Origin of the sequence: Roseateles sp. (assembly GCF_031397715.1) — a bacterium.
In the GTDB taxonomy this organism is placed as follows: Bacteria; Pseudomonadota; Gammaproteobacteria; order Burkholderiales; family Burkholderiaceae_C; genus Paucibacter_A.
This window is the reverse complement of record NZ_JANNMI010000330.1, coordinates 1-24,445: the sequence shown is the minus strand read 5'-3', so window position 1 is coordinate 24,445 and position 24,445 is coordinate 1. Positions and strand designations below refer to the sequence as shown.

Sequence of the window (24,445 nt, the reverse complement as noted above, 5' to 3'; positions counted from 1 at the left end):
GCAAAGGCTGTCGCGCTGGCCGCTGGACTACGTCTTAAGCAAGAGGGCAGAGCAAAAGTGCAAACCCCCTCTCGCCAACCGGCAACACCCAACAGGACGCCCCGCCATGAACCGCTCTGCCTCAGCCAACTTCCGTCGCCTGCCGCTGCAAATAGCCATGGGCATCGCCTTGGCCGCCCTGGGCACGGCTCAGGCGGCCACACTGACTTGGCGAGGCAGTCTGGCCGACCTGAATTGGTCGGCCATCGGCCAGTCGCCATCGTCTCTCCTCCCCCACCCGCTCAGCAACTGGATTCAGACGGACGAGTTCGCCGCCACGCCGGCCAATGGCGACAGCCTGGTCTTCCAGGGCCCGCTAGGCCTGCTCAACCACAATGACTATGAGGCGTTGTCCGTCAATGAGATGAGCTTCGCCGCCGGCGCGGGTGCCTTTGTGTTGGGGGGCAACACCCTGGGGTCGGCCGGCAACATCACCAACCGCAGTGGCAATCTGCAAACGCTCAACTTGGGCTTGCGGCTGGAGGCCGCGCAGCTGTGGGACGGCGGCAGCGCCGGCCTGTTGATGACCGGCCCGCTGGACGGCCTGGACTCACGCGCGCTGACGCTGATCAACAAGGTCACGCTGGACAGATCGGCGGATCATTTCAATGTCGGCGGGCAAACCAGCACCACGCTGGTGCTTGCATCGGGCAGCCGCCTGCTGAACGAATACGGCAGCATTGGCGCGGCTGCCGGTAGCCAGGGCACGGTGTTTGTCCAGGATGCCGGCTCGGGCTGGCGCAGCAGCCTTTGGCTGACCGTCGGGGATGCCGGCCTGGGTAGCTTGCAGGTGCTGAATGGCGCCACGGTTGACTCTCAAGATGCCTACCTCGGCAAACAGGTGGGCGCGATGGGGGCGGTGTTGGTCAGAGGCAGCGGCTCCACCTGGACGGTGACGGGCGATATCTCGGTGGGCAACTTCGGCTATGGACAGCTGGATCTCGACGGCGGCGGCATCGTCAACAGCCGCTCCGGTTTCATCGGGCGAGAAAGCGGCGGCGATGGCTTGGTCACCCTCGGCGGCGCCAGCCGCTGGAATAACGAGGGCAGCATGTCGGTGGGCGAGTCCGGCCGGGGCAGACTGCAGATACTGTCCGGTGCCGCGATCAATAACGACGACGGGTCTATCGGTGAATTCGCGGGCTCGGACGGCGAGGTCACCGTCAGCGGCGCCGGTTCGGAATGGCGTAACCGGCAAAGCCTGTGGATCGGCTCCAATGGTCGGGCCATGCTCAATATCCAGGACGGCGGCTTCGTCAGCGGTGGCGCGCTCGGCACCACGATCGGCGCTTCAGGTGAGATCAATCTGAGCGGCGGAGTTTTCAGCTTCGCGGCCTTGACCCTGAACGGCGGCACCCTCAGCGGCAGCAGCGAATGGGTCAACAGCGGCCTGCTCAGCGGCTACGGGCGGCTCAGCGGCAGCGGCGGCTTCAGCAACCAAGGCACGCTGCGTCAGGCTGACGGCAAGCTGATCTTGAGTAATAGCGGTGCCAATATCAATACCGGCACTTGGGAGCTGGCGAGCGAGCAAAGCTTGAGCCTTGAAGGCGCCGATCTGGACAATCGTGGCACGCTGAGCCTGAATGGCGGCCTGGTCGTCGGAGACGGCCTGCTCTTGAACGGCACGAAAGGCACGATCAGCGGCAACGGCAGCATCGCCTCGGCCTTCGCCAACCGCGGCCGCTTGGAGGTGGGCGGGGGCGAAACCCATATCGAGCGGACCTTTGTCAACCGGGGTCAGATCTTGCTCGGCGTCGACAGCGCGCTGTTGAGCGGCGGCCAGATCGGCAACCACGGCCTGATCCAGGGCCAGGGCACGGTCAATAACGACATCTCCAATATCGACCCCATCGCCGTGATCGAAGCGCGCGGCGGCAAGCTGACCCTGGCCGGCCGCATCGTCAGCCCCAATGGCGGCCTGCTGCTGGCCGGCGCCGGCGCCGAGCTGCTGGTCGAGCAGGGCCTGAGCAGCAATGCCGGGCGCATTCAACTGGCCGGCGGCAGCTTCGACAACCAGGGCCATGACCTACTGAACGCGGCAGGCGCCAGCATCAGCGGCTTTGGCGCGCTGCATGCGGGCCGGCTCAGCAATCAGGGCCAGATCATGCTGAGCGGCGGCAACACCAGTTTTTACGCCGCACTGGAGCTGCAGAGCGGCGCCGAGTTGAGCGTCAGCGCGGACGCGGTCGCGAACTTCAGCGGCGCGGTCTTGCTGCAAGCCGGTGCCAAGGTCGTCGGCGCCGGCAGGCTGTCCTTCGAGGGCGGCTTGGACCTCGGCAACTCACCGGGCTATGCCGCGATCGAGAACCCCGTCACCTTCACCGACAGCAACAACTATGCGGCCGATATCGGCGGCATCAGTGCCTGCACCGCTGACAGTTGCGCACCGGGCGCGCCGCTGCTGGACAGCAGTTTTGACCAGTTGTCGGTCGGCGGCAATCTGGAGTTTGGCGGCAAGCTGACGCTGAAGTCCTGGAACGGCTTTGTGGCGCAAGCCGGGCAAAGTTTTGATCTGTTCGACTGGGGCAGCGGCAGCGGCAGCTTCGAGAGCATCGACGCCAGCGGCTTCATGCTGGCGGCAGGCACGCAGTTGGACTACAGCCAGCTCTACAGCAGCGGCACGATTTCGGTCACTGCGGTGCCCGAGCCGGGCAGCTTTGCTTTGATGCTGGCGGGCTTGCTCGGGCTCGGCGCCATCGCCAAGCGACGCCGCGCGGCGTAGGCCGGCAGGCTGAACCACAGCAGTCGGAATGCCTTGATTGATCCCTGTCATCCCCTGCATCCTGGCTCAGAAAAGTTTTACTCCGGACTCAAGTCGAAGCGCCTGAAGACAAACTAGCCTTGCGTCTTCTTGAGCGGGAATTTTGAGCCAGGATGAAGGGGATAGAAGGGATGGGTGCTGATCAGACGCCGATTAGTTTTTGGTTTAGGCAATGCCGCCGTGTTTTGCCTTTTCAGGCCGGGTCATCCGCTTGCTCAAGCCGCAGCTGCATGAAAGCGCTGTGTGGATCAACGAGGTAGTCCCCAAACGGCCCCGACACTTGGAAGCCTTGGCTGCGATAAAGCCGGTGCGCGGGCTCGAAGGCCGGATGCGTGCCGGTCTCCAAACTGAGCGTCTGATATCCGCGTTGCCGTGCCGTCGCAATGATGTGTACGAGCACGGCCCGGCCGGCACCGTTGCCGCGCATCTTGGCGGGCGTGCGCATCGATTTGATTTCGCCATGCGTGGCCGAAAGTGTTTTCAGCGCACCGCAGCCCAGCAATTGCTCGCCGTCCCAGACGGTCCAAAAGCTGATCTCCGGCACGCGCAACTTGGCCAGATCCAGCGCGAACACTTGCTCGGGTGGCGACAGCTCAAACATGTGCGCCAGGTGCTCCTCCAACAGCGCATGCACCTGCGGGCGGGTCAGATCGTCGAGCTCAATCCGCATCACCATCAGCCGCGCACCTCGCCCTGCCCCAGCACCACCCACTTCAGCGAAGTCAAACCCTCCAAACCGACGGGGCCGCGGGCATGCAGCTTGTCGGTCGAAATGCCGATCTCGGCACCCAGGCCGTATTCGAAACCATCGGCAAAGCGGGTGCTGGTGTTGACCATCACGCTGGCCGAATCGACCTCGCGCAAGAAGCGCATCGCACTCGCATGATTGGTGGTCAGGATCGCATCGGTGTGGTGCGAGCCGTAGCGGTTGATGTGTTGAATCGCCTCGTTCAGGCTGTCGACCACCTTGATGCTGATGATGGGCGCCAGATATTCCTCGCTCCAGTCGGCCTCGGTCGCCGCCTTCACCTGGGCGCCCGGCAAGGGGCCGAGCAAGGCCAAGGTGCGGGCGCAGCCGCGCATCTCCACGCCTTTTTCGGCCAAGACCGCGCCGATGTGCGGCAAAAAGTCCGGCGCGCTTTCGGCGTGCACCAGCAGCGACTCGGTCGCATTGCAGGGGCTGTATTTTTGCGTCTTGGCGTTGATCACCACCGTCAGCGCCAGCCCGAAGTCGACCTCGGCGTCGACATAGGTGTGGCAGTTGCCGTCCAGATGCTTGATCACTGGCACGGTGGCCTCGGCGCTGATGCGGGCGATCAGGCTTTTACCGCCGCGCGGGATGATCACATCGACATGCTGAGGTGCCGTGATCAGCAGGCCAACGGCGGCGCGGTCGGTGGTGTTGATCAGCTGCACGCCGGTGGGAGGCAGGCCGGCTTCCTGCAAGGCGGCCGACACCAACTCCGCTAACGCCAGGTTCGAGTGCAGCGCTTCCGAGCCGCCGCGCAGAATGCAGGCATTGCCGCTCTTGATGGCGAGCGAGGCGGCCTCGATGGTGACGTTGGGGCGGCTTTCGTAAATCATGCCGAACACGCCCAGCGGCACGCGCATCTGGCCGACGCTGATGCCGCTGGGGCGACGCTTCAGGCCGCTGATCTCGCCGACCGGGTCGGGCATGGCGGCGATCTGCTCGCAGCCTTCGGCGACGGTGGCGATTGTTTCGGGCGTTAGCTTCAGGCGGTCCAGCAGCGGGCCTTTGAGGCCGGCGGCTTTGGCCGCAGCCAGATCCTTGGCATTGGCGGCCTTCAGCGCTGGGCCGCTAGCGCGCAGGCGGCGGGCCAGCGCCAGCAGGGCCTTGTTCTTGGCGGCGGTGGGGGCGGCGGCCATCAAGGCGGCCGCACTGCGGGCGGCAATGCCGACGCCGTCCATGTATTGGGTCAGGGCATTCAGAGCGGGGCTAGGTGAGTTCATGGCGGGCATTTTCACCGATGCCGAACTGCAATCCATGAAGTCCTTGTTGAACGGCGCTCGATGTCGGCGTTCAAGTACCCCGGGAGATGAAAAGAGCCGTTCTCATCGGCCGTTAAACCGACTGCTCGCACGGCGCCTCAGGGCAAGGTCGTCACGGTCAAGCGCTGACGGTCAAGTTTTGCCAAGTGCCGCGAAAAACCGCACCTCTTCATCCCCTTCATCCCCTCCATCCAGGCAAAAAAAGTTTTGCGCTTTGCAAAAAGTCCATTCGACGTCTTGGCCTCGCGAGTCCATGCAGCAGGAAATTTGAGCCAGGATGAAGGGGATGGGCGCGTTGTTGTTTCAGCCGCTTTTCGTTTTCAGACTTGGCAGCCTTCAGTGAAATCAACGGGGCCGTCGCCCCGCCCATCACTTGGCCCGCTTCTGGCGCCTTGCCAAGCTCAACACGCCCACCAGTCCGCCCAACATCAAGGCATAGGTCTGCGGCTCAGGCACGGCCGACAGCGCGGCCACGGCAGCAACGCCCAGGTCAGGCTGGTCGGTGAAGAAGCCATCCATGCCCAGCTCCACAAAGGCCTTGATCTGGCCGGCCATATCGCCATAAGCGGCCGGGTCGAGGCCGTTGTCGAACTCGTTCGGCAGGAAGGCGTTCTCGGCCCGGAAGGTCCAGCCATGCACGGTCAGGCCGCGCTGGTGCGCGTTGGCGATCAGCTGGGTTGGGGTGCCCAGCTTGCCGCCGACCAGCGAGATCATCAGATTGGTGTTCGATCCGACGCCATCGGCATAGGTCATGATGGTGTCCAGCCCGGCGGCCGAGGCCAGCTCGGCGTAGCTGCGCCCATCGTCAAAAGGCTTGCCGCTGCCATTCAGCAATTGCGCGATCTTGATGTCCGTCTTGCCGTTCATGTAGACAAGGTTCTGAACTTCAAACGACTGGATGAACACCGGCGCGCTGGCGTCATTGCCGTAGTTGGCGTGCAGCGTGGCCACCAGCTTGTCCTCCATCCTTTGCAGGCCGTTGGCGTCGCTGAAGTTCTTGAAGTAACTTGGGTGCTTGGTCTCGGGGTAGATGCCGATGACGCGGCCGGTCTCAATCGACTTGGCCTTGGCGAGTTTGATTACCTCTTGCAGCGTCGGGATCACATACTGGTTGTTATGGGCGTTATTGCCCAGGCGCAGATCGCGCAGGCGCTCTTGGGCGCGGATGTCGCTGCGGATCTCGGCGGCGGTGAAGTCCTCGGCGAACCAGCCGCCCATCTTGACGCCGTCCACGGTCTTGACCGTCAGTCGGTTCGCATACTTGGCCTGCTCCCAGACGTTGGTGCTGCTGTCGGTGCGGTGCAGGTCGGGTACACCGTTGACCATCTTGATGCTGCCATCGGCGTTCAAGTTCACCCGTGCCAAGAGCGGCTCGTGACGGGCGATCAGCTCGCCGTCTTTGGTCATCACCAGATCGGGCTCAATGTAGTTGGCGCCTTGAGCGATCGCCAGGCTATAGGCTTCCAGCGTGTGCTCGGGGCGATAGCCGGACGCGCCGCGATGACCGATAACGATGGGCGCTTTGCCGCTGAGGGTGTTCCAAAGCTTGGCCGGCAGCGGGCTGATGTCCTTGGCTGGAAAAGCTTGAGCCGAGGTCGCAGCGGCGGCGACCAGCGCGCACAGCGCTGCTGAAATGGCATGCATTTTCATGTGGGTTCCTGTTGGACATTGCGCGACATATCAGCATCGCCCACCCACATGACAAGCAAATTAAGCAACAGCATCCATTCGGATGCTGGCGCGCTGAGCTTACTAGGCAGCGAACTTGGCGTAGTACTGGGCAATCGCCGGTGTGCTCTCCATCCGCCGCATATGGGCGTTCAGCGCCGGCGCCACTTGCTCGACCAGATCACGCGGCATATGGACGAGGCGCCATGCAGGCAGGTTCAAGCAGCAGCAAGACCGCTGCCACAAAATCGGTCTTTGCCGTTGTGTATAGCTCCCGATCGGCAGCATGCGCAAGCGCCAATTTCCGCTTGAGCATCGCGTACCGGTCGGCGAGTTCCGGGTCGGCGCGTAAAGCATCTCGGAAGCGTAGGCGGCGGCACCATTCGGCGCCGCCCAAGACCACCATATGCAGATGATGAGTTCGGCGCCCATCTGCATGCCGCATGAACCAGCGCCTATCCACCAGCGTGCTATTGAACTCGGCCGAGCTGGAGTAGCCTGCGTTCGTCAGGTCTTTAAGCAGAGAATCCGCGCTGGCCATGGACGCCACCCCGACCAGGATGTCGATGATGGGCTTTGCTGCCAAGCCCGGCACGGCGGTGCTGCCAAAGTGCTGGACATCCAGCAGCATGCCGGGCAAAGCGGCCAGCAATCGCTCGCGTTCGAGCTCGAACATGGCCGGCCACTCGGCCTGGTAGGCACACAAACTCACCTCCTCGTGGATGGCCAGTTGAAGCGATTCGTCTTGTGTCACGGCCGATTCCTTTTCGTTCCTAGCGCCAAATTAGAGCGCAGTTCAGTCGTGGTCTGCGCGGCAATGCCGGCCGCCCTGGCTGCGGTACGCTTCGTGCCCATGACCACACATCCCTTCAAGAAACTGCTCGCCTACGCCAGCGGCCACCGCCGCGATATCCGCCTGGCCACGCTGTATTCCGTTATCAACAAGTTCTTCGACATCCTGCCCGAGGTGCTGATCGGCGCCGCCGTGGACGTGGTGGTGCGCGGTGAGCAGAGCTTTCTGGCCAAGAACCTGTTGGTCAACTTCGGCATCACCGATACCTGGCAGCAGCTCTTGTTCTTGGGTGCGCTGAATATCGCGGTTTGGATCGGCGAGTCGGGTTTTGAGTATTTGCTGGAGCTGAAATGGCGCGGTCTGGCGCAGAACATCCAGCACGAGTTGCGCCTGGATACCTATGGCCATGTGCAAAAACTCGAACTCAGTTACTTCGAAAATCAACGCACCGGGGCCTTGATGTCGGTGCTGAACGACGACATCAACCAACTGGAGCGCTTTTTGAACGGCGGCGCCAACCAGATCATCCAGGTGGTCTGCTCGTCCATCATGGTCAGCGCGGTGTTCTTCGCCTTGCAGCCCGGCCTGGCGGTGGTGGCGCTGTTGCCGGTGCCGCTGATTTTGTTCGGTACGTTTTGGTTTCAGAAGCGCCTGGCGCCGCGCTATGCGGTGGTGCGCGAGGCGGCCGGCGATGTCTCGGCCCGCTTGAATAACAATTTACTTGGCCTGGCCACCATCAAAGCCTTCGCGACCGAGACGCTGGAGGCCACCCATATCGCCCAGGCCAGCGATGCCTATCGCGTCGCCAATGCGGCCGCTATCCGCCTGAGCTCCGCCATCACGCCGGTGATACGCATGGGCATCCTGGCCGGCTTCACCGCCACCTTGCTGTACGGCGGTTGGTTGACCATCCACGGCGAGCTGGCCGTCGGCGCTTATTCGGTGCTGGTGTTTTTGACCCAGCGTCTGCTCTGGCCGATGACACGGCTGGCCGAGGTGGCCGATATGTACCAGCGCTCGATGGCCGCCGCCCAGCGCGCCTTGGGCCTGTTGGGCACGCCAATCAAAATTACCTATGAGGGCGAGCATTTCCCGGTCGAACAGGCGCGCGGCGCCTTGAGCTTCGAGGGCGTTGGTTTTGCCTATGCCGAGCAGCCGACCTTGCAAGATCTGAACCTCCAGGTGCCCGCCGGCCAGACGGTGGCTTTTGTCGGCAGCACCGGTTCGGGCAAGTCCACCCTGGTCAAGCTGCTCTTGCGTTTTTACGAGCCGCAGCAGGGCCGCATCTTGTTTGATGGCCGCCCGATCGCCGAGCTGAATCTGCAGGATCTGCGGCGTGCGATCGGCTATGTCGCGCAGGACAGTTTTTTGACCGACGGCACGATCGCCGAGAACATCGCCTACGGCATGGCCGAGGCCAGTGACGCACAGATCCATGAGGCGGCGCGGCTGTCCGAGAGCCTTGAGTTCATTGAACGCCTGCCGCTGGGCTTTGCGACCCGCATCGGCGAGCGCGGGCAAAAACTCTCAGGCGGCCAGCGCCAGCGCCTGGCCCTGGCGCGCGCGATTCTGAAGAATCCGCCGCTGTTGATCCTGGACGAAGCGACCAGTGCGGTCGACAACGAAACCGAGGCCGCCATTCAGCGCTCGCTGAATATCGTCAGCCAGGGCCGCACGACGCTGGTGATCGCGCACCGCTTGTCGACCGTGCGGCAGGCGCATTGCATCCATCTGCTGGAGCATGGCCGCATTGTCGAGAGCGGCACGCATGACGAGTTAGTTGTGCGGGGTGGGGCGTATGCGGCCTTGTGGCGGCTGCAGACGGGGGAGGTGATTTGATGGCGCTGAGCATGCTGCAGGGCGGCCTATCCGAGGGCATACCCCCGACGCTTGCCCGCGCCAGTCTGGCTCACGGAACTCTCACCCGCTCTGACTCTTCGAAGAACGCACGCGCCGCCACGCTAAGGCGGTGTAAGAGCAGGGATCTTGAAATGCTTTGACAACCATTGCTTTGGACCGTTCTTGCGTACTGAAGTGCACTTCCATCCGGAAGGCGGCATGTGTGAAAGGAGACTGCGGTGAACTTCATTTCATCAACTCGAGAAGCACGCCGATTCGGCGTGTTTGAATTGTTTTCTCGCTCTGCGGTCTTATACGCACGGCTGGCGGTACCTGGGTGAACCGGTGAATTGCCCAAGGATTTCGCGAAGTGCTGAGGCCGGAGGGTCAGGTCTCCCAGATCCCATTTTCCGCAAGGTTCCAGGACGAATTCCCGGCTTCTCATCTGATCGTTGCTCGCTAAGCCAACTCTGCACCCATCCCCTTTATCCCCTTCATCCTGGCTCAAATTTCTTGCCCAACGGACACACGAGGCCAAGATCGCTGTGCGGTGATTTAGATTGGCGCAGAGAAAATTTTTTTGCCTGGATGAAGGGGATAAAACAGCTCTGTACAAGAAAGGGCTATGAAAGCGCTCAGCCGCTTACAGCCCACACCATCAGCCTCACCCTCCGCCCCTGAACATGCGATTCAAGCCCCGAGCCAGTCCGGTCGCTCAGGCACCCTGCGTCCGCGAGACAATCTCGCCCAAGCCCTCAAAGCACTTCCCTGCGAAAGCCACCTTTGTCATTGCCTTGGCCGTCAATGGCCGGCGCTGGCGCCACATTGGCATCGCCATCTTTTCAACCGCTTTTCACCGTCAAATCTGTCCGACCATCTGCCCATGACCCCCACCCCCGACACCCACCCTCTGGCCGAGCTGCAGATTCAGGTGCACCCCGATCTAGCGCCCCAACTGGACCTGCAGCTGCTGCGTGAACAAGTCGAGGCCATCGTCAAGGGCGAGCCGGCCGTCATCCGGTCCAAGACCGACGAGGGTGAGGACGCGGGCCGGTACCTGAACTTCGCCTTCAAGACATCCGACCGGGCGCGGTTGTGGCGCACCCTTGAGACCCAGTTGTACGAGCACCCACAACTCGGACAGCTGCTGCGCCAGTCATCGATGGCGCTGTGCACGGGCGACGACGATTGGGACGACTATTTGGTCCTGTGGCACTTCAATCCGGAGATCGAACCCGATGGCGTCGACGAGCCTTGAGCCTTGCCCGCCTCAGACCAAGCCGCGCGTCTGCGCCATCAACCTCGTCAGCCCTAACATCGCATCGGTACAGGGTGTCGCCAAGCCAATGTGCTGACCAATCTCGCGCACCGAGCCGACCAAGGCATTCAGCTCCAGCGGCCGGCCGGCTTCCACATCCTGCAGCATCGAGGTCTTGAAGGCGCCGAGCTTGCGGGTGACGGCATGGCGCTGCTGCGGCGTCTGGTCCACCGCGCAGCCAATGCGCTCACCGATGGCGCCGGCCTCCAGCATGACCGCCGTGACGAAGCCGCGCACCAGCTCGTCGTCCAGGATACGGTCACAGGTGGCGCCGGTCAGCGCCGAAATCGGGTTCATGGTCATATTGCCCCAGAGCTTGTACCAAATGTCTTTTTGGATGCGCTCGGACACCGTTGCATTGAAGCCGGCCCGGCCCAGCAATTCGGCCAGCTCGGTCAGGTGAGCGGGCCGCCCACCGGCCGGGTCGCCCAGGATCAGGCCCATACCCATCACGTGTTTGACCAAGCCCGGCTCAGGGGCAGAGCAGCTCGCATGCACGACGCTGCCGATCACGCGCTCGGCGGGTATCGCCTGCGCAATCACGCCGCCTGGATCGACCGACTGCAGTTGCAAGTCCAGGCAAGGGCCGGCCAGGCCATTGAAGAACCACCAAGGCACGCCGTTCATCGCCACCAAGACCCGCGTCTGCGGGCCCAGCAAGGCCTTGACGGCCGGCGCCACGGCAGCCAGCCCCGGACCCTTCACGGCAATAACGATCAAATCGGGCTGACCTAAGTCCTCGGCGTTGTCGCTGGCGAAAATCGGCACCGTGACGCGCTCACCGCTGGCGGAATCCATGCGCAAACCATGCTCGCGCAAGGCCGCCAGCGTGGCGCCGCGCGCCAGCGCGCTGAGCGAGACTTCATTGCCCAGCTTGTGTCCGATATGGGCGGCAAACCAGCCGCCAATGGCACCGGCACCGACGCTGCAAATTTTCATGATCCAGTCCGCCTGTGCGTTGAAATTCAAGGCAGTCTCGCATGAAGACCGCACTTGCAACCCACGCGTGCCGGCAAGGATCGCTTCAAAAGCTGGCCTTGGTTTTGACCAGCAACTGCACCTTTTTGATATCGGCCGTGGCATTGAGTGGGAAGGCCAGGTCGACATGCAGCACATTGCTGAAGGCGGCGCGCGCACCGACGATGCGGGCGCCGAAGCCAACATCAGAGAGCCAGCCCGGATTGACGCTGTTGGTGTTGACGCCACCCCAGGCCCTGCCGGTATCAAAAAATGCCGCGCCGCCGACGCGAAACAGCCGCCAGATATAGAGGTCGGTGTAAAAGCGCTCCTCAACGGTGAAGAGGGCGCTGCGGCTGCCGCTCTGGTAGCGCAGCGGGTAGCCGCGCAGGCCGTTGTCGCCGCCCAGCAGCAAAGCGTCGACCGGCTCCGGATTGGTCTGCAGCGCGCCCGACGCCGCTGCATAAAGCAGCCAACGGGGCGACTGCGGCAGGTAATACTGCGCTTGGCCGCTGAGCTGCTGACGTCGAATCTTGCCGTCAGCATATTGCCCGTCGAGCGAGCCCGAAGCGATCAGTGTTTGTTTGGGCGCGGGCTCGAAGCCGCGGCTCAGCGTCGCCGCATAAATCAGCGCCGAGTGGCTGGAACCCAGGCCGCTGGCGGCGTAGCCAAGCTGGACCGTGGCAGCCAGCCCCGCGGCGAAAAACTCGGGCTGGCCGATCAGGTTGCGATTGAGCTGGCGGTCAAAGCGGTCTTCGATCAAGCTGTAGCGCAGGAACGGCGTGACCAGTTTTTCATTGCTGGGCAGCGGTGTTGGCGCGACCCAGCCGGCCTCCTTGGCGTAAGCGTCATCGCGGTAGTCGATACCGAGCGAGTAACGCTGTACCCGACCGTTCTCCAGGCCTTTGGACCAGCCCGCAAAAACCTCGGCCAGGTCTTGTTTGTGGCGGTACTGGCTGGCGATGTCGCCGGCATTGTAGAAAGCGTCGATGCGGTCATCCTTGACCGCCGACACGCCCGCCGCCCAGCGCGAGTCCAAGGCATAGAAGGGCTTGACGATAGAAGCCGCCTGGCGCCGACCGTCGCTGTTGGTGGCCAGACTCAGCGACACGGCGGTCCAACTGCCGAAAGTGCGGTCGCTGGACAATTGCAGCTCATTGCTGCTGCGATCCACATTGCGGGAATGCCCCAGCGACAGCGCCGTGCCGCTGCCCAGCAGGTTGTATTCCTTCAGCTGGAAGCCGACGGCGTTGGCGCCACCCGAGCGGCTTATGCGCAGGCCGGGATCGAACGACCAGGTGTCTTGCGTTACGACCTCGATGTCGACCACGCCGTCGTGATAGGCCATGGGGCGCAGCTGCACATCGTGGAGATAGCGCTTGCTGCGCAGCAGCCGCTCGGTCTCTTCGATCAAGCGCAGCGACACCCGCTCACCCGTTTTGAACAGCAGCGAGCGCCGAATCACCTCGGGCCGGGTCTTGATATGCAGCGCATTGGCCCAGCGAAACAAGAGCTTGTCCTCATCCGGGTCACGGGTGTCAAAAATGTCCTCGGCCAGCACGCGGATTTCGCCGATGGTGGCGCCGGCGGCTTCCAGTTCGGCAAAGCTGGGCAGCGGGTCGCGCCCGGCAGCTTGCGCGTTGGCCATCGCCGGCAGGCCGGCCACTCGCAACAGCCCCAACACCAGGCATGTCAAGAAGAAACCCCGCCGGCGTCGCCGCCCGTTGCTTGTGCGATCAGGGCAGGTGCACAAATCCATGATGACGTTTCCTCCGGCTTGCAAATGATGCTAGCCCTATTACGCGCTATTCCGCCATGCGTACTTTGACCAGGAACAAGCGCAGGCACTACGAGATACTCGGCGTCATGACGAATGAAATGCCCGCCCCCTGTCAGCCACAAGCCCTGCCGCTTGCCGGCCTGCGCGTGATCGAATTCACCCACATGGTGATGGGCCCGACCTGCGGCATGGTGCTGGCCGACCTGGGCGCCGAGGTCATCAAGGTTGAACCGCTGGAGGGCGACAGCACGCGCCGCTTGCTCGGCGCAGGGGCCGGTTTCTACCCGCTCTTCAATCGCAACAAACTCAGCCTCAGCCTCGACGTCAAAAACCCTCGCGGACTGGAGATTGTGCTCAAGCTGGTTGCCGGCGCCGATGTCTTCAGCGAGAACTTCAAGAGCGGCACGATGGAGCGGCTGGGCCTGGGATATGACGCGTTGAGCCGGCTCAACGAGCGGCTGATCTATGTCTCGCACAAAGGCTTTTTGCCCGGCCCTTATGAGCACCGCACCGCTTTGGACGAGGTGGTGCAGATGATGGGCGGCCTGGCCTATATGACCGGCCGGCCGGGTGACCCGCTGCGCGCCGGCAGCAGCGTCAACGACATCATGGGCGGCATGTTCGGCGCCATCGGTGTGCTGGCGGCGCTGCAGCAGCGCCACAGCACGGGGCGCGGCCAGCAGGTGCAGGCCAGTTTGTTCGAGAACAATATCTTCCTGGTGGCGCAGCACATGATGCAGTTCGCCGTTACCGGCAAGCCGGCGGCACCGATGCCCGAGCGCATCTCGCCTTGGGGAATTTATGACGTGTTCAGCGTGGCCGGCAGCGAGCAGATTTTTTTGGCCGTAGTCAGCGACACCCAATGGGCGATCTTCTGCCAAGCCTTCGGCATGCATGATTTGCAAGCCGACGCAGGTCTGGCCAGCAACAACCAGCGCGTGCAAGCGCGCGAGTGGATGCTGCCCGAGCTGCGCCGGCGCCTGCAGGCCCGCTCGGCGGCCGAGATTGCCGCCGTCTTCGAGGCCGCGGGCCTGCCCTTCGCGCCCATCACCAAGCCCGAGCAATTGATGGACGACCCGCATCTGCTGGCCACCGGCGGTTTGGCGACGATGACGCTGCCGGACGGGCGCGCAACCCGCGTGCCGCTGCTGCCCCTGAGTTTGAACGGTGAGCGCCTGGGTCTGCGCCTGAGCCCGCCGCGGCTGGGCGAGCATAACCATCAATTGCTGCGGCAATTGGGCTATGACGAGGCCGCGATCGCTGCGCTGCTGGCCGACGGCGTGGTGGGCACGGGCGAATGACAAGCACGCAGCAAGGGCGCAGCGGCGGCTGGATCTACGCCGCCTGCGTGTTGGCCATCGGCCTGCTGCTGAGCCTGGCCGAGTTGCAGCATTACCTGGCGCGCGGTGGCCAACATGCTTGGGAGCCTTTTCTGTGGGAGCTCAGCTCCGTCTTGATGACGGGTTTGCTGGGCCCGCTGATTTACCGCTGGCATGTGGCCGGCTTGAACCGGCCGGGTTGGTTGCGCTTATGGGCCCGCCACCTGCTCGGCGCCGCTGCGTACATGCTTGCGCATGTCGGCGGCATGTTCGGCCTGCGCTATGCCGTTTATGCCTTGGCAGGCCTGGACTACCGACCCGGCAGCGCGGCCGAAATTCTGGCCTACGAGGCCGGCAAAGACCTGGTCAGCTACGCCCTCATCGTGGCGATCTGCCACGGCCTGCACATGATGGCGGCGATGCGCCGGCGTGAACAAGAGCTGCTGCAGCTGCGGGCCGAATTGGCCGAAGCGCAGCTGACCCGCTTGACCGAGCAGATTCAGCCGCATTTCTTGTTCAACACGCTGAACCTGATTTCATCGGTGATGTTTGAAGACGTGGCGCGGGCCGACCGCATTCTTTGCGATCTGGCGGTTCTGCTGCGCCAGGCCTTGACGGCGCAGCAGAGCCCCCGCCACACCTTGGCGCAGGAGCTGAGCCTGGTGGAGCCCTACCTGAACATCATGCAGGCGCGCTTTGGCGAGCGCTTGAGCGTGCAGATTGAGGCCAGCGAGGACGCGCGCCGCTGCTTGCTGCCGGCGCTGCTCTTGATCGCGCCGGTCGAGAACGCAATCACCCACGATGTGGCGCAGAGCAGCGGGCCGGTGCGGGTCAGCGTCAGTGCCGTGGTTCAAGCGGGCGCCTTGTTGCTCAGCGTTAAAAATAGCGGCGTGGCGCCTCAGCGCGATCAGCGCGACGGCGCGGTCGGCATGGCCAACACGCGAGCGCGCTTGCTGAGCCTGTATGGCGAGCGGGCGCAACTGATGCTAACGGCCGACCCGAGCGGCGGCAGTTGCCTGAGCCTGCGTTTGCCGGCCGAACTGGCATGAAGATTCTGATCGTCGACGACGAACCGCCGGCGCGCGCCAAGCTGCGGCGATTGCTGACGGCGCTGCCCGATATGGAGGTGGTGGGCGAGGCGGGCGAGGCCGTCGAGGCACTCACGCTGATTCAACAAACCCAGCCGGACGCAGCACTACTGGACATCCAAATGCCCGGCCTGAGCGGGCTGGAGTTGGCGCTGGCGCTGCCGCCGCAGCTGCTGTGCGTGTTCTGCACCGCCTTTGATCACTACGCGGTGAAGGCGTTTGAGTTGAATGCGGTCGACTATCTGCTGAAGCCCTTTACCGCCGAGCGATTGGGCGAAACGGTGCAGCGCTTGCGCCAGCGCCTTGCTCAAAACATGCCGACGGAGAAGCCGCGCATGGCCCTGCTCAGCGCCTTGCAGCAGTTGCAGCCGGTGGCCGGCCATTGGTTGGTGCCGGCGCGCCTCGGTTTGGGCCAGGGCCTGATCAAGCTGCCGCTGGCCGAAGTGGAATGGGTGGCTGCCGCCGACAACTACATCGAGCTGCACACCGCCGCTGGCAGTCATCTGGACCGCCACACCTTGGCCGACTTTTTGGCTAACCCGGCCTTGCAGGGCAAGTTCTTGCGCGTGCACCGCTCGCATGCGGTCAACCCGACGCATATCCAAGCGCTGGCATCGCTGCCGCGCGGTGAGGCCGAGTTGACGCTCAGCTCGGGTGCGAAGTTACGGGTCTCGCGCGGCTACCGGGCGCTGCTGTCCGAGCCGCGGCCTTGAGCCTGCAGGCGCTCGATCATGCGTTGGTGCAGCGCGGCGCAGCATCGCCCGGCGAGCCAACCGCGAACCAAACGCGAAACAAACGCGAGCCAAACGCAAGCCAACCGCGAACCAAACGAAAGTAAGCCTTGAATCTACGCCGCTCGCCCAGGTATGCGGCTGAACGCAGAGCCGGTAATCGGCGGTTTTTGCATGACTCGGCCCGGCCGCAGCGCTTGGTTTTCGGGCGCCCGGGCCAGAAGGCCGATAATCGCGGCCCCGTCACCGGGATTTACCTATTTGCACCCACTGGATATCTGATGAACAAAAGCGAACTGATCGAAAGCATTGCCACCAAGACTGGCGCCACCCGCGCCGCCGCAACGGCCAGTTTGGACGCCGCGCTGAGCGCTATCACCGAGGCGCTGGCCGCCGGTGACTCGGTTGCCATCCTCGGCTTCGGCAACTTCAAGGTCAGCGAGCGCGCTGCCCGCACCGGCAAAAACCCCGCCACCGGCGAGGCGCTGGAAATTGCGGCCGCGACCGTTGCCAAGTTCACACCCGGCAAAGCCCTCAAGGACGCCGTGAACACCAAGAAGTAAACCGCCACAGCTGCGGTCAATAGGCGCCGTCCGCGTGACGAGCGCCTATTTTTTTGCCTGCAGCAAGGCCTTCGCGGCGTCGATGCGCAGCACCATGGCGACCGACTCATCGTTGATGACCTTGAGCAAGAAACTCTCGGGGTCAAGGCTGGCCGCAAAACTTGGCGCTGAGCTTGGCGCTGCCGAAGCGGCTGCCCCCAGCCGCAGCAGCGCCGCCCGCAGGTCGGCGGGTCTGATGCTCTCCAAGCGGCACAGCAGGTCGGCTTGACCCTCGGGGCTGGGCGGCACGTCCAACCAGGGTTCGGCGGCGAACACGGGCGCGAGATCGGGGGCCACAAAGGCCGACCAATGCTCGCTGCCGACCTGGGTTTGGCGCGGCGGCAACATGGCCATGAAGAGCGCCTGCGGCGCCATCAACCGCAGCCGCTGCGGCGCGACGTCAGCCAGATAGCGGCGCCGCAGCGCCTCGACAAAGGCGCTGGCCTGCGCCAGCGGCAGCGGCTCGGCGAAGGAGAACCAGAGCTGATAGCCGTCCACCCCGGTGACGGCAATGGCCGGGGCGGGCAGGTCCAGGTCGGCCTGCACGCCGCGCCACAGCGCCGACAAGGCCGTCCAGTCGGCCGGCCCGGCCAGTTCCAGCAGCGCCGCTCGCAGGCAGCCGCCGGCATCAACCAGGCTGGTTGCGGCGGGCGCCACGGTGCCGGTCGCCAGGGCGTGGGACGCGTAAAGGCGGTGCAGTTCGGCGTGCAGTCTGTTCATCGGGTTCAAAGTAGCGGCAAGGGTGCGCGGACTCTACCCGAGGTACCCATCAGCACCCGCGCCGCCCGCGCAGGTGGGCCAAGCATTACCATCGCAACACTTGTTCCACCGCCGGCAGACCTGAGCATGAGTAACTTCGCTTTCCTGAGTAACAACACCTTCATGAAGGTGGCCGCCCATCAGGCGCTGCCGTTTGCGATTGCCGGCGTGGCCTGGGACGGCTGCGTCACCAACCGGCCCGGCGCCCGTTTCGGCCCGCGCGCGATTCGCCAAGCCAGCCATATGCTGTGCGACGGCACCCACCCGCTGTTCGACACCACGCCCGAGGGTCAGCTGACCGACCTGGGTGACTTGGCTCTGCCCAATACCAGTCTGACGGCGATGCGGGCGGCCATGCTGCCACTGATCGCGCCGATGCTGAGTCAGCACCATATGGCCTGGCTGGGCGGTGACCACTCGATCACGCTGCCGCTGCTGCGCGCCTACAAAGCGCATTTCGGCCGGCCGCTGGCGGTCGTCCATTTCGATGCCCATTGCGATACCTGGACCGACCATTTCGGCGAGCCCAGTGGCCACGGCACCTGGGTCTATGAGGCGATGCAAGAGGGCCTGGTGTTGCCGGAGTGTTTTGTGCAGTTCGGCATCCGTTCGGCCGGCCAGCGTGCGGCACGCGACTATGTGGCCGATCAAGGCGGCCTGATCTTCACGGCGCGGGCTTTGCGCGGGCTGGAGAGTGCGGCGCAACTGGCCCCCGCCTTGCAGCAGGTGCGCGAGCGGATGGCCGCGCATGGCCACCCGCCGCTCTACCTGAGCCTGGATATCGACTGCCTGGACCCGGCGTTTGCGCCCGGCACCGGCACGCCCGAGCCCGGCGGCATGAGCAGCAATCAGGTCTTCAGCATCCTGGAGGAGTTGGTGCCCCAACTCAACTTCGTCGGCATGGACTGCGTGGAGGTGGCGCCTCCTTATGACCACGCGGAGCTGAGCAGTTACGCTGCCGCGCAGTTTGTCTGGACCTATCTGTGCGGGCGGCTCAGCGCTGGCGCTACAACTTTGCCAACCTAGGCGCGCAAAGCGCTGAAAAAGCTGGCTTTGCCGTCTACTCTTGCCGCTGCGGCATGCAGCGCGTCATGCAAAATGCGTCGGCTCTGGCTTAGCTGGGCCGGCTTCACTCCAAAGGATGCCTTGCATGAAGGTCACACAGATTACCTTGCGTGAGCATGACGATATTGAACAGCGCTTGGCCGCTTGGGATGCGGGCTTGCCGGCACCCGGTTTGCTATTGGTGTTCAGTGCCATCCCGTTGTTGCAGCGCGTTGCAGCGCCCTTGGCGGCGCGCTTCTCCGCCACGCCGCGCATCGGCTGCTCCACGGCCGGCGAAATTTCTAACGATGGTGTGGGGGACGGCAGTTGCGTGTTGACGGCGCTGCGTTTTGAGAGCGCCGACGGCCGCGCGCTGCAAGCCTCGACCCGGCTCGCCGATATGGCCGACTCCGAAGCCGCCGGGCGCCGCCTGGCCGAGCAGCTGCCGTTGGCCGGACTGCGTGCGGTGCTGGTGCTGGGCCAAGGAGTGGCCATCAACGGCAGCGCCATGATCGCCGGCATGGCGCAGGTCCTGGGGCGCAGCGTCAGCATCACCGGCGGGCTGGCCGGCGATGCGGCCGCGTTCCAGGAAACCTGGGTGCTCAATCAAAGCGGCGTCCACAAGGATGAGCTGGTTTGTGTCGGCCTCTATGGCGAGGCCTTGGTGTTTGCCCACGGCACCATGGGCGGCTGGTCGCCGTTCGGGCCGGCGCGGCGCGTCACCCGCTGTGCCGGCAATGTGCTGTTTGAGCTCGACGGTGAGCCGGCGTTGGCGGTCTACAAACGCTACCTCGGTGACTATGCCCGTGACCTGCCGGCTTCGGGCCTGCTGTTTCCGTTTGCGATGCTGGGTCGCGACCACGACGAGATCGGTTTGATCCGCACCATCCTGGGTGTGGACGAAAACGACGGCAGTTTGACGCTGGCCGGCGACATTGACCCCGACGGCTACCTGAAGCTGATGCATGCCAGCACCGACGCGTTGGTCGGCGGCGCCGAAGCGGCCGCGCAAGCCGCTGCGGCAGCGGCCGAGATGGCGGGGCTTGGCGGCAAGGATCAGGCCCAGGGCCTGGGCCTGGGCTCTAAACAGGCCCAGGGCCTTGGCCTGTTGGTCAGCTGCGTCGGCCGCAAGCTGGTGATGGGCGGGCGCGCCGAGGAGGAAGTCGAGGCGGTGGCCGAGGTGTTCGGGCAATCGGCCGTCATCGCCGGCTTCTATTCCAATGGCGAGATCAGCCCCTTCGGCGGCATGCTCGAATGCAAGCTGCACAACCAAACCATGACCATCACCTATCTCGGTGAGCGCCTTTAAGTCGCTTGCCCAAGCCCACCTTGCCAGCGCCGATGCATAAGCTGCTCTCCCGCCAGATCAAACGCATGCTGGGCAGCCACGAGCAGCAGTTGCCGGCGCTGCTGGCCGAGTTGAACGAGCTGGCGCAGCGGCCGGATTTGTCGCCCGCGGCGGCTAAATTGCTGGGCGGCCTGGGCGGCTTGCTGGAGCGGGTCGACGGCGCCTACGAGCAAAGCGACCGCGACCTCGACCTGAAGACCCGCAGCCTGGCGCTCAGCTCGGTCGAGCTCAGCGGCGCCTTTGAGCGCATCCGCCAGGAGCTGGCCAGCCGCTCCCGCGCGATCGAATCGCTGCGCGCCACGGCGCAGGAGCTGTTGCAATCCAGCGACGCCGCCTTGCCGGTGTTGCATGACGACAATGACCTGGAAGCGCTGTCGCGGCTGATGCCGGAGCTGGTGCGCCAGCGCGAGGTCAGCCAGCAAAACCTGCGCACCGCGCTGGGCGAGCTGGCCGACCAAAAATTCGCCCTCGACCAGCATGGCATCGTCAGCATCACCAATCTGGCCGGCGAGATCACCTATGTCAACGACAAGTTTTGCCAAATCAGCGGTTACCGTCGCGACGAGTTGTTAGGCAAGAACCACCGCAGCATCAATTCGGGCCTGCATCCGGAGGCATTCTTTGCCGAGCTCTGGGCCACCATCGCCGCTGGGCAGGTCTGGCACGGCGATATCTGCGACCGTGCCAAGGCCGGCCATCTGTATTGGGTGCAGGCCACCATCGTGCCGTTGAAGGGCAAGTCCGGCCAGCCCGAGCAGTACATCACCATCCGCACCGAGATCACCGAACGCAAGACCATGGAGGCCGCCGTCAAGGCCGGCGAAGCGCGGCTGCGCCACATCACCAACACGGTGCCCGGCGTGCTCTATCGCTGCCAAGTGAATTTGACCAGCAACCAAATTCGGTTCAGCTATGTCAGCGACCGCCTGAAGGAAATTCGCGGCCTGGAACCCGCGGACTTGCTGGCCGATGGCCACCTGGCGATGGCGCAGATTGCGCCGGAATTCCGCCAGCGCTGCATCCGCGGCATGCTCCACGCGGCCCGGGTGCGCGGACCTTGGCACGATGATTACAAAATTATTTTGCCCGACGGCAGCCAGCGGTGGCTGCGTTCCGAAATTCGCCCCGAGGCCGACTTGGCCGCCGACGGCGCCGTCATCTACAGCGGCATCTGGCAAGACGTCACTCAGCTGAAGGAGGCCGGCGCTCGGCTTCGCGACATCACCGAGAGCATCCCAGTGGCGGTGTTCCAGGCTTACACCGCGCCCACGGGTAGGCGTTCGGTGCCGTTTTGCAGCCCGGCGCTGAAGCGCATCTGCGGCATTGCCCCCCAGGATTTGGTCAACGATGCCCAAGCCCTGGTGGATCAAGTTGACCCGCGCGACGCGGCCGAAGTGTCCGCTGCCTTCGCCGCTGCGGCCGCTGGCCTGACAGCGCTGGCGATGGACTTTCGCCTGCGCCACAAGCACAGCGGCGCGCTGGTGTGGGTGCATGGGGAGGTGCAGCCGAAGCGCGCGGCCGACGGCGGCATCATCTGGAATGGCTATTTGACCGACATCAGCGACGCCAAACTGGTCTCCGAGGAGCTGCGCCGTGCCAAAGAAGGTGCCGAGGCGGCCAACCGCGCCAAGAGTGACTTTCTGGCCAATATGAGCCACGAGATCCGCACCCCGATGAACGGCATCATCGGCATGACCGAGCTGGCGCTGGATGATGCCGTCGATGCCAAACAGCGTGGGCATTTGCTGGTGGTTCGGGACTCGTCCGAGGCCTTGTTGCGCGTCATCAATGACATCCTCGACTTCTCCAAGATCGAGGCCGGCAAGCTGCAGATCGAGTCGATTGCCATCGACCACGAAACCACCAACCGCGACACCCACAAGCCGCGGGCCTTGCGCGCCAATGACAAGGGGCTGGCGCTGCGATGCGTGTTGGCACCCGACTTACCCCAGCAAGCCTTGTTGGGCGACCCCGGCCGGCTGCGGCAGATTCTGATCAACCTGGTCGGCAATGCGATCAAGTTCACCGAGCATGGCGAGGTGGCGCTGGAGCTCAGCCTGGCCGCCGGCACCGAAGGCTCGCCCAGCGTGCTGTTCACCATCCGCGACACCGGCGTGGGCATCCCTGCAGCGAATCTGAACTCGATCTTCGATGCCTTCGTTCAGGAAGACAGCTCGATCACCCGCCGCTTCGGCGGCACCGGCCTGGGCCTGACGATTTCGTCACGCCTGGTCGAGGCGATGGGCGGCACGCTGTGGGTGGACAGCGAGTTCGGCCGCGGCAGCAGCTTTCACTTTGCCTTGCCCTATGCCTTGGCACCACAGCAACAGACGCCGGGCAAGCCTTCGACCCTGCCGGACCTGGTTGCGGCCGCCACCGACCCGCGCTCAAGCGGCGGGCTTGAGGTGCTCTTGGTGGAAGACCATCCGGTCAATCAACAACTGGCGGTGGCCTTGCTGCAACGGGGCGGCCACCGGGTCACCTTGGCCGAGAACGGCCAGCAGGCGCTGGATTGGCTGGCGCAGCGGCGCTTCGATCTGGTCTTGATGGACATGATGATGCCGGTGCTGGACGGGCTGGAGGCGACCCAGCGCTTTCGTGCCACCGAGCCGGCGGACCGGCCGCGCACACCCATCCTGGCCATGACCGCACGCGCCACCGCGGCCGACCGCGAGCTCTGCCTTGCCGCCGGCATGGACGACTATCTCTCCAAGCCTTTTGACGTGAAGGCGTTTCAATTGATGGTGCAACGCTATGTGCCGAATCTGGACGAACGGCTCAGCCACCAAGGAAGCGATGGCATGCCAAAGCCGGCCGCGGCGACAGCAGATTTCGATTACGCCGCCGCGCTCGCGGCGGCTGACCAAGAGGTGATCAACATCGTCAGCAGCATTTTTGTGCGGCGCTGGCCGGCGGAACTGGCCAAGCTCCAGGACGGTTTGCTCGGGGCCGACCTGCAAGCCCTGTTGCATGGCGGGCACGCCCTGAAAGGCATCTTGGGCATGTTCTCCGCCCGCCCGGCAGCGGACGTCGCCAGGCAGATCGAAGCGGCTGCCGAGCGCGGCAGCCTGGAGGCGATGAGCGACCTGATCGACCGCCTCGGCGCCGAGGTGGCGCAGCTATTGCAAGCCTTGGCAACGCAGCCGGTGAAACAGGATCGATAGGACCGATATGAGTGACAGTCAAGCCAAACGGCAGGTGCTGATCGTTGACGACAACGACATCAACCTGGCCTTGTTCGAGGCGCTGGTGCTCAAGCTCGGCGGTGTTGAGGCCACCTGCTTTGCCTCGGCGACGGCGGGTTTGGCGTGGGCGCAGCAGCACGCACCGGACCTGATCATCGTCGACTACATGATGCCCGAACTCGACGGGGTGCAGTTCATCGAACGCCTGCGCGCCACGCCGGGCAAGGACGGCGTGCCGATTCTGATGATCACCGCCAATGATCAAAAGCCGGTGCGTTACCGGGCACTCAATGCCGGCGCATCGGACTTCTTGACCAAGCCGATCGACAAGCTTGAATTCCTGGCGCGTAGCAGCAATTTGTTGGCCATGAGCGAGATGCGCCGCAAGCTTGACGACCGCGCCGCCTGGCTGGCCGACGAGGTGCGGCTGGCCACCGCCAAGATCCTTGAGCGCGAGCGCGAGACGGTGATCCGCCTGGCCAAGGCGGCCGAGTACCGCGACCCCGAGACCGGCGCGCATATTTTGCGCATGGCGCATTACTCACGGCTGATCGCCAAAGGCTTGGGTCTGGGCGAGGCCGAGCAGGACTTGCTGCTGCAGGCGGCACCGCTGCATGACATTGGCAAGGTCGGCATCAGTGACGCCATCCTGCTCAAGCCGGGGCGGCTGACGGTGGCCGAGTTCGATCTGATGAAGCAGCATGCGGCCTATGGCTACGAGATCCTCAAAGAAAGCAGCTCCAGCATCCTGCAGGCCGGCGCATCGATTGCGCTGGGCCACCATGAGAAGTTTGACGGCAGCGGCTACCCGGCCGGCTTGGCCGGCGCTGCCATCCCGATTTTTTGCCGCATCGTGGCGGTGGCCGATGTGTTCGACGCGCTGACCTCGGCGCGGCCCTACAAGCCGGCTTGGTCGCTGGAGGCCGCGGCCGGCCATATCCGCAGCCAGTCCGGCAGCCATTTCGACCCGGCCTGCGTGGCGGTGTTTTTCGAGCGCTGGTCCGAGGTGTTGGAGATTCGCCAACGCTTCACCGATGACGATTGGCACAGCTTGTTGAGCCCTTTGTGAAGCTGGCCAGCCAGCGCTGCTGCTGACAGTTATTTCAAGCGCTGCACAAAGGCCAAGACCTGCGCCGCCATCGTGGCGGTGGCCTTGGGCGCCTCGATATCGCCGGCCAAGACATGCTGGCCGGCGCTCTCGCTG

18 protein-coding genes are annotated in these 24,445 nt (G+C 64.2%); 11 read left to right on the top strand and 7 right to left on the bottom strand.

Annotated elements, in window-relative coordinates; all coding sequences use genetic code 11:
- Positions 1-106 precede the first annotated feature (106 nt).
- Positions 107-2,761 carry a PEP-CTERM sorting domain-containing protein gene (locus tag RMO57_RS14480; RefSeq protein WP_310387774.1) on the top strand — a complete coding sequence of 885 codons (2,655 nt, stop codon included), beginning with the start codon at positions 107-109 and terminating at the stop codon, positions 2,759-2,761.
- Between the two features lie 232 nt (positions 2,762-2,993).
- Here the strand turns inward: RMO57_RS14480 and RMO57_RS14475 are convergent, their stop codons facing one another.
- The 4 genes from RMO57_RS14475 to RMO57_RS14460 form a co-directional block, all read right to left on the bottom strand.
- Positions 2,994-3,476: a GNAT family N-acetyltransferase gene (locus RMO57_RS14475; RefSeq protein ID WP_310387772.1), complete on the bottom strand. Its 483-nt coding sequence runs from the start codon at positions 3,474-3,476 to the stop codon at positions 2,994-2,996.
- The gene (locus RMO57_RS14470) at positions 3,476-4,750 is read right to left on the bottom strand and encodes a glutamate-5-semialdehyde dehydrogenase (RefSeq protein ID WP_310387776.1); all 1,275 of its coding nucleotides are present in this window, start codon (positions 4,748-4,750) and stop codon (positions 3,476-3,478) included. The genes RMO57_RS14475 and RMO57_RS14470 overlap by 1 nt, the downstream gene beginning before the upstream one ends.
- Positions 4,751-5,179: 429 nt before the next feature.
- Complete coding sequence (locus RMO57_RS14465) at positions 5,180-6,460, bottom strand: glycerophosphodiester phosphodiesterase family protein (protein ID WP_310387769.1); 1,281 nt, start codon at positions 6,458-6,460, stop codon at positions 5,180-5,182.
- A gap of 199 nt (positions 6,461-6,659) precedes the next feature.
- On the bottom strand, positions 6,660-7,232 hold the full coding sequence (locus tag RMO57_RS14460) for a GrpB family protein (RefSeq protein ID WP_310387767.1): 573 nt from the start codon (positions 7,230-7,232) through the stop codon (positions 6,660-6,662).
- 99 nt (positions 7,233-7,331) lie between these two features.
- Here RMO57_RS14460 and RMO57_RS14455 point away from each other — a divergent pair, with 99 nt between their 5' ends.
- Entirely contained in the window at positions 7,332-9,110 is a 1,779-nt protein-coding gene (locus RMO57_RS14455; protein WP_310387766.1) for an ABC transporter ATP-binding protein, read from the top strand.
- Positions 9,111-9,993: 883 nt separating this feature from the next.
- Positions 9,994-10,368, top strand: coding sequence for a hypothetical protein (locus tag RMO57_RS14450; protein ID WP_310387764.1), 375 nt, complete (start codon positions 9,994-9,996; stop codon positions 10,366-10,368).
- A 12-nt stretch (positions 10,369-10,380) separates the two neighbouring features.
- Here RMO57_RS14450 and RMO57_RS14445 read toward each other — a convergent pair whose 3' ends face one another.
- Entirely contained in the window at positions 10,381-11,367 is a 987-nt protein-coding gene (locus RMO57_RS14445) for a 2-dehydropantoate 2-reductase (RefSeq protein WP_310387761.1), read from the bottom strand.
- A gap of 85 nt (positions 11,368-11,452) precedes the next feature.
- Entirely contained in the window at positions 11,453-13,081 is a 1,629-nt protein-coding gene (locus tag RMO57_RS14440; protein ID WP_310387759.1) for a BamA/TamA family outer membrane protein, read from the bottom strand.
- A 182-nt stretch (positions 13,082-13,263) separates the two neighbouring features.
- On the opposite strand from RMO57_RS14440, the gene RMO57_RS14435 reads away from it, so the two are divergent.
- The 4 genes from RMO57_RS14435 (at position 13,264) to RMO57_RS14420 (ending at position 16,866) form a co-directional block, all read left to right on the top strand.
- A complete protein-coding gene (locus tag RMO57_RS14435; RefSeq protein WP_310387757.1) occupies positions 13,264-14,466 on the top strand; it encodes a CaiB/BaiF CoA-transferase family protein in 1,203 nt (400 codons plus the stop codon).
- Positions 14,463-15,533, top strand: a complete 1,071-nt coding sequence (locus RMO57_RS14430) for a sensor histidine kinase (protein WP_310387756.1) — start codon at positions 14,463-14,465, stop codon at positions 15,531-15,533. Before RMO57_RS14435 ends, RMO57_RS14430 begins: the two co-directional genes overlap by 4 nt.
- Positions 15,530-16,285, top strand: a complete 756-nt coding sequence (locus tag RMO57_RS14425; protein WP_310387753.1) for a LytR/AlgR family response regulator transcription factor — start codon at positions 15,530-15,532, stop codon at positions 16,283-16,285. The genes RMO57_RS14430 and RMO57_RS14425 overlap by 4 nt, the downstream gene beginning before the upstream one ends.
- 299 nt (positions 16,286-16,584) lie before the next feature.
- Positions 16,585-16,866: an HU family DNA-binding protein gene (locus RMO57_RS14420; RefSeq protein ID WP_310387751.1), complete on the top strand. Its 282-nt coding sequence runs from the start codon at positions 16,585-16,587 to the stop codon at positions 16,864-16,866.
- A 45-nt stretch (positions 16,867-16,911) separates the two neighbouring features.
- On the opposite strand, the gene RMO57_RS14415 is transcribed toward RMO57_RS14420, so the two are convergent.
- On the bottom strand, positions 16,912-17,625 hold the full coding sequence (locus RMO57_RS14415) for a hypothetical protein (RefSeq protein ID WP_310387749.1): 714 nt from the start codon (positions 17,623-17,625) through the stop codon (positions 16,912-16,914).
- Positions 17,626-17,751: 126 nt separating this feature from the next.
- Here RMO57_RS14415 and speB point away from each other — a divergent pair, with 126 nt between their 5' ends.
- From speB to RMO57_RS14395, 4 genes are all read left to right on the top strand, one after another.
- Entirely contained in the window at positions 17,752-18,690 is a 939-nt protein-coding gene (gene speB / locus RMO57_RS14410; RefSeq protein ID WP_310387747.1) for an agmatinase, read from the top strand.
- 124 nt (positions 18,691-18,814) lie between these two features.
- Positions 18,815-20,017, top strand: coding sequence for an FIST signal transduction protein (locus tag RMO57_RS14405; protein WP_310387745.1), 1,203 nt, complete (start codon positions 18,815-18,817; stop codon positions 20,015-20,017).
- 32 nt (positions 20,018-20,049) lie between these two features.
- Positions 20,050-23,220 (top strand): PAS domain-containing protein, encoded by a 3,171-nt coding sequence (locus RMO57_RS14400; protein ID WP_310387744.1) that lies wholly within the window; start codon positions 20,050-20,052, stop codon positions 23,218-23,220.
- Positions 23,221-23,227: 7 nt separating this feature from the next.
- Positions 23,228-24,310 carry an HD domain-containing phosphohydrolase gene (locus RMO57_RS14395; protein WP_310387741.1) on the top strand — a complete coding sequence of 361 codons (1,083 nt, stop codon included), beginning with the start codon at positions 23,228-23,230 and terminating at the stop codon, positions 24,308-24,310.
- Positions 24,311-24,445 lie beyond the last annotated feature (135 nt).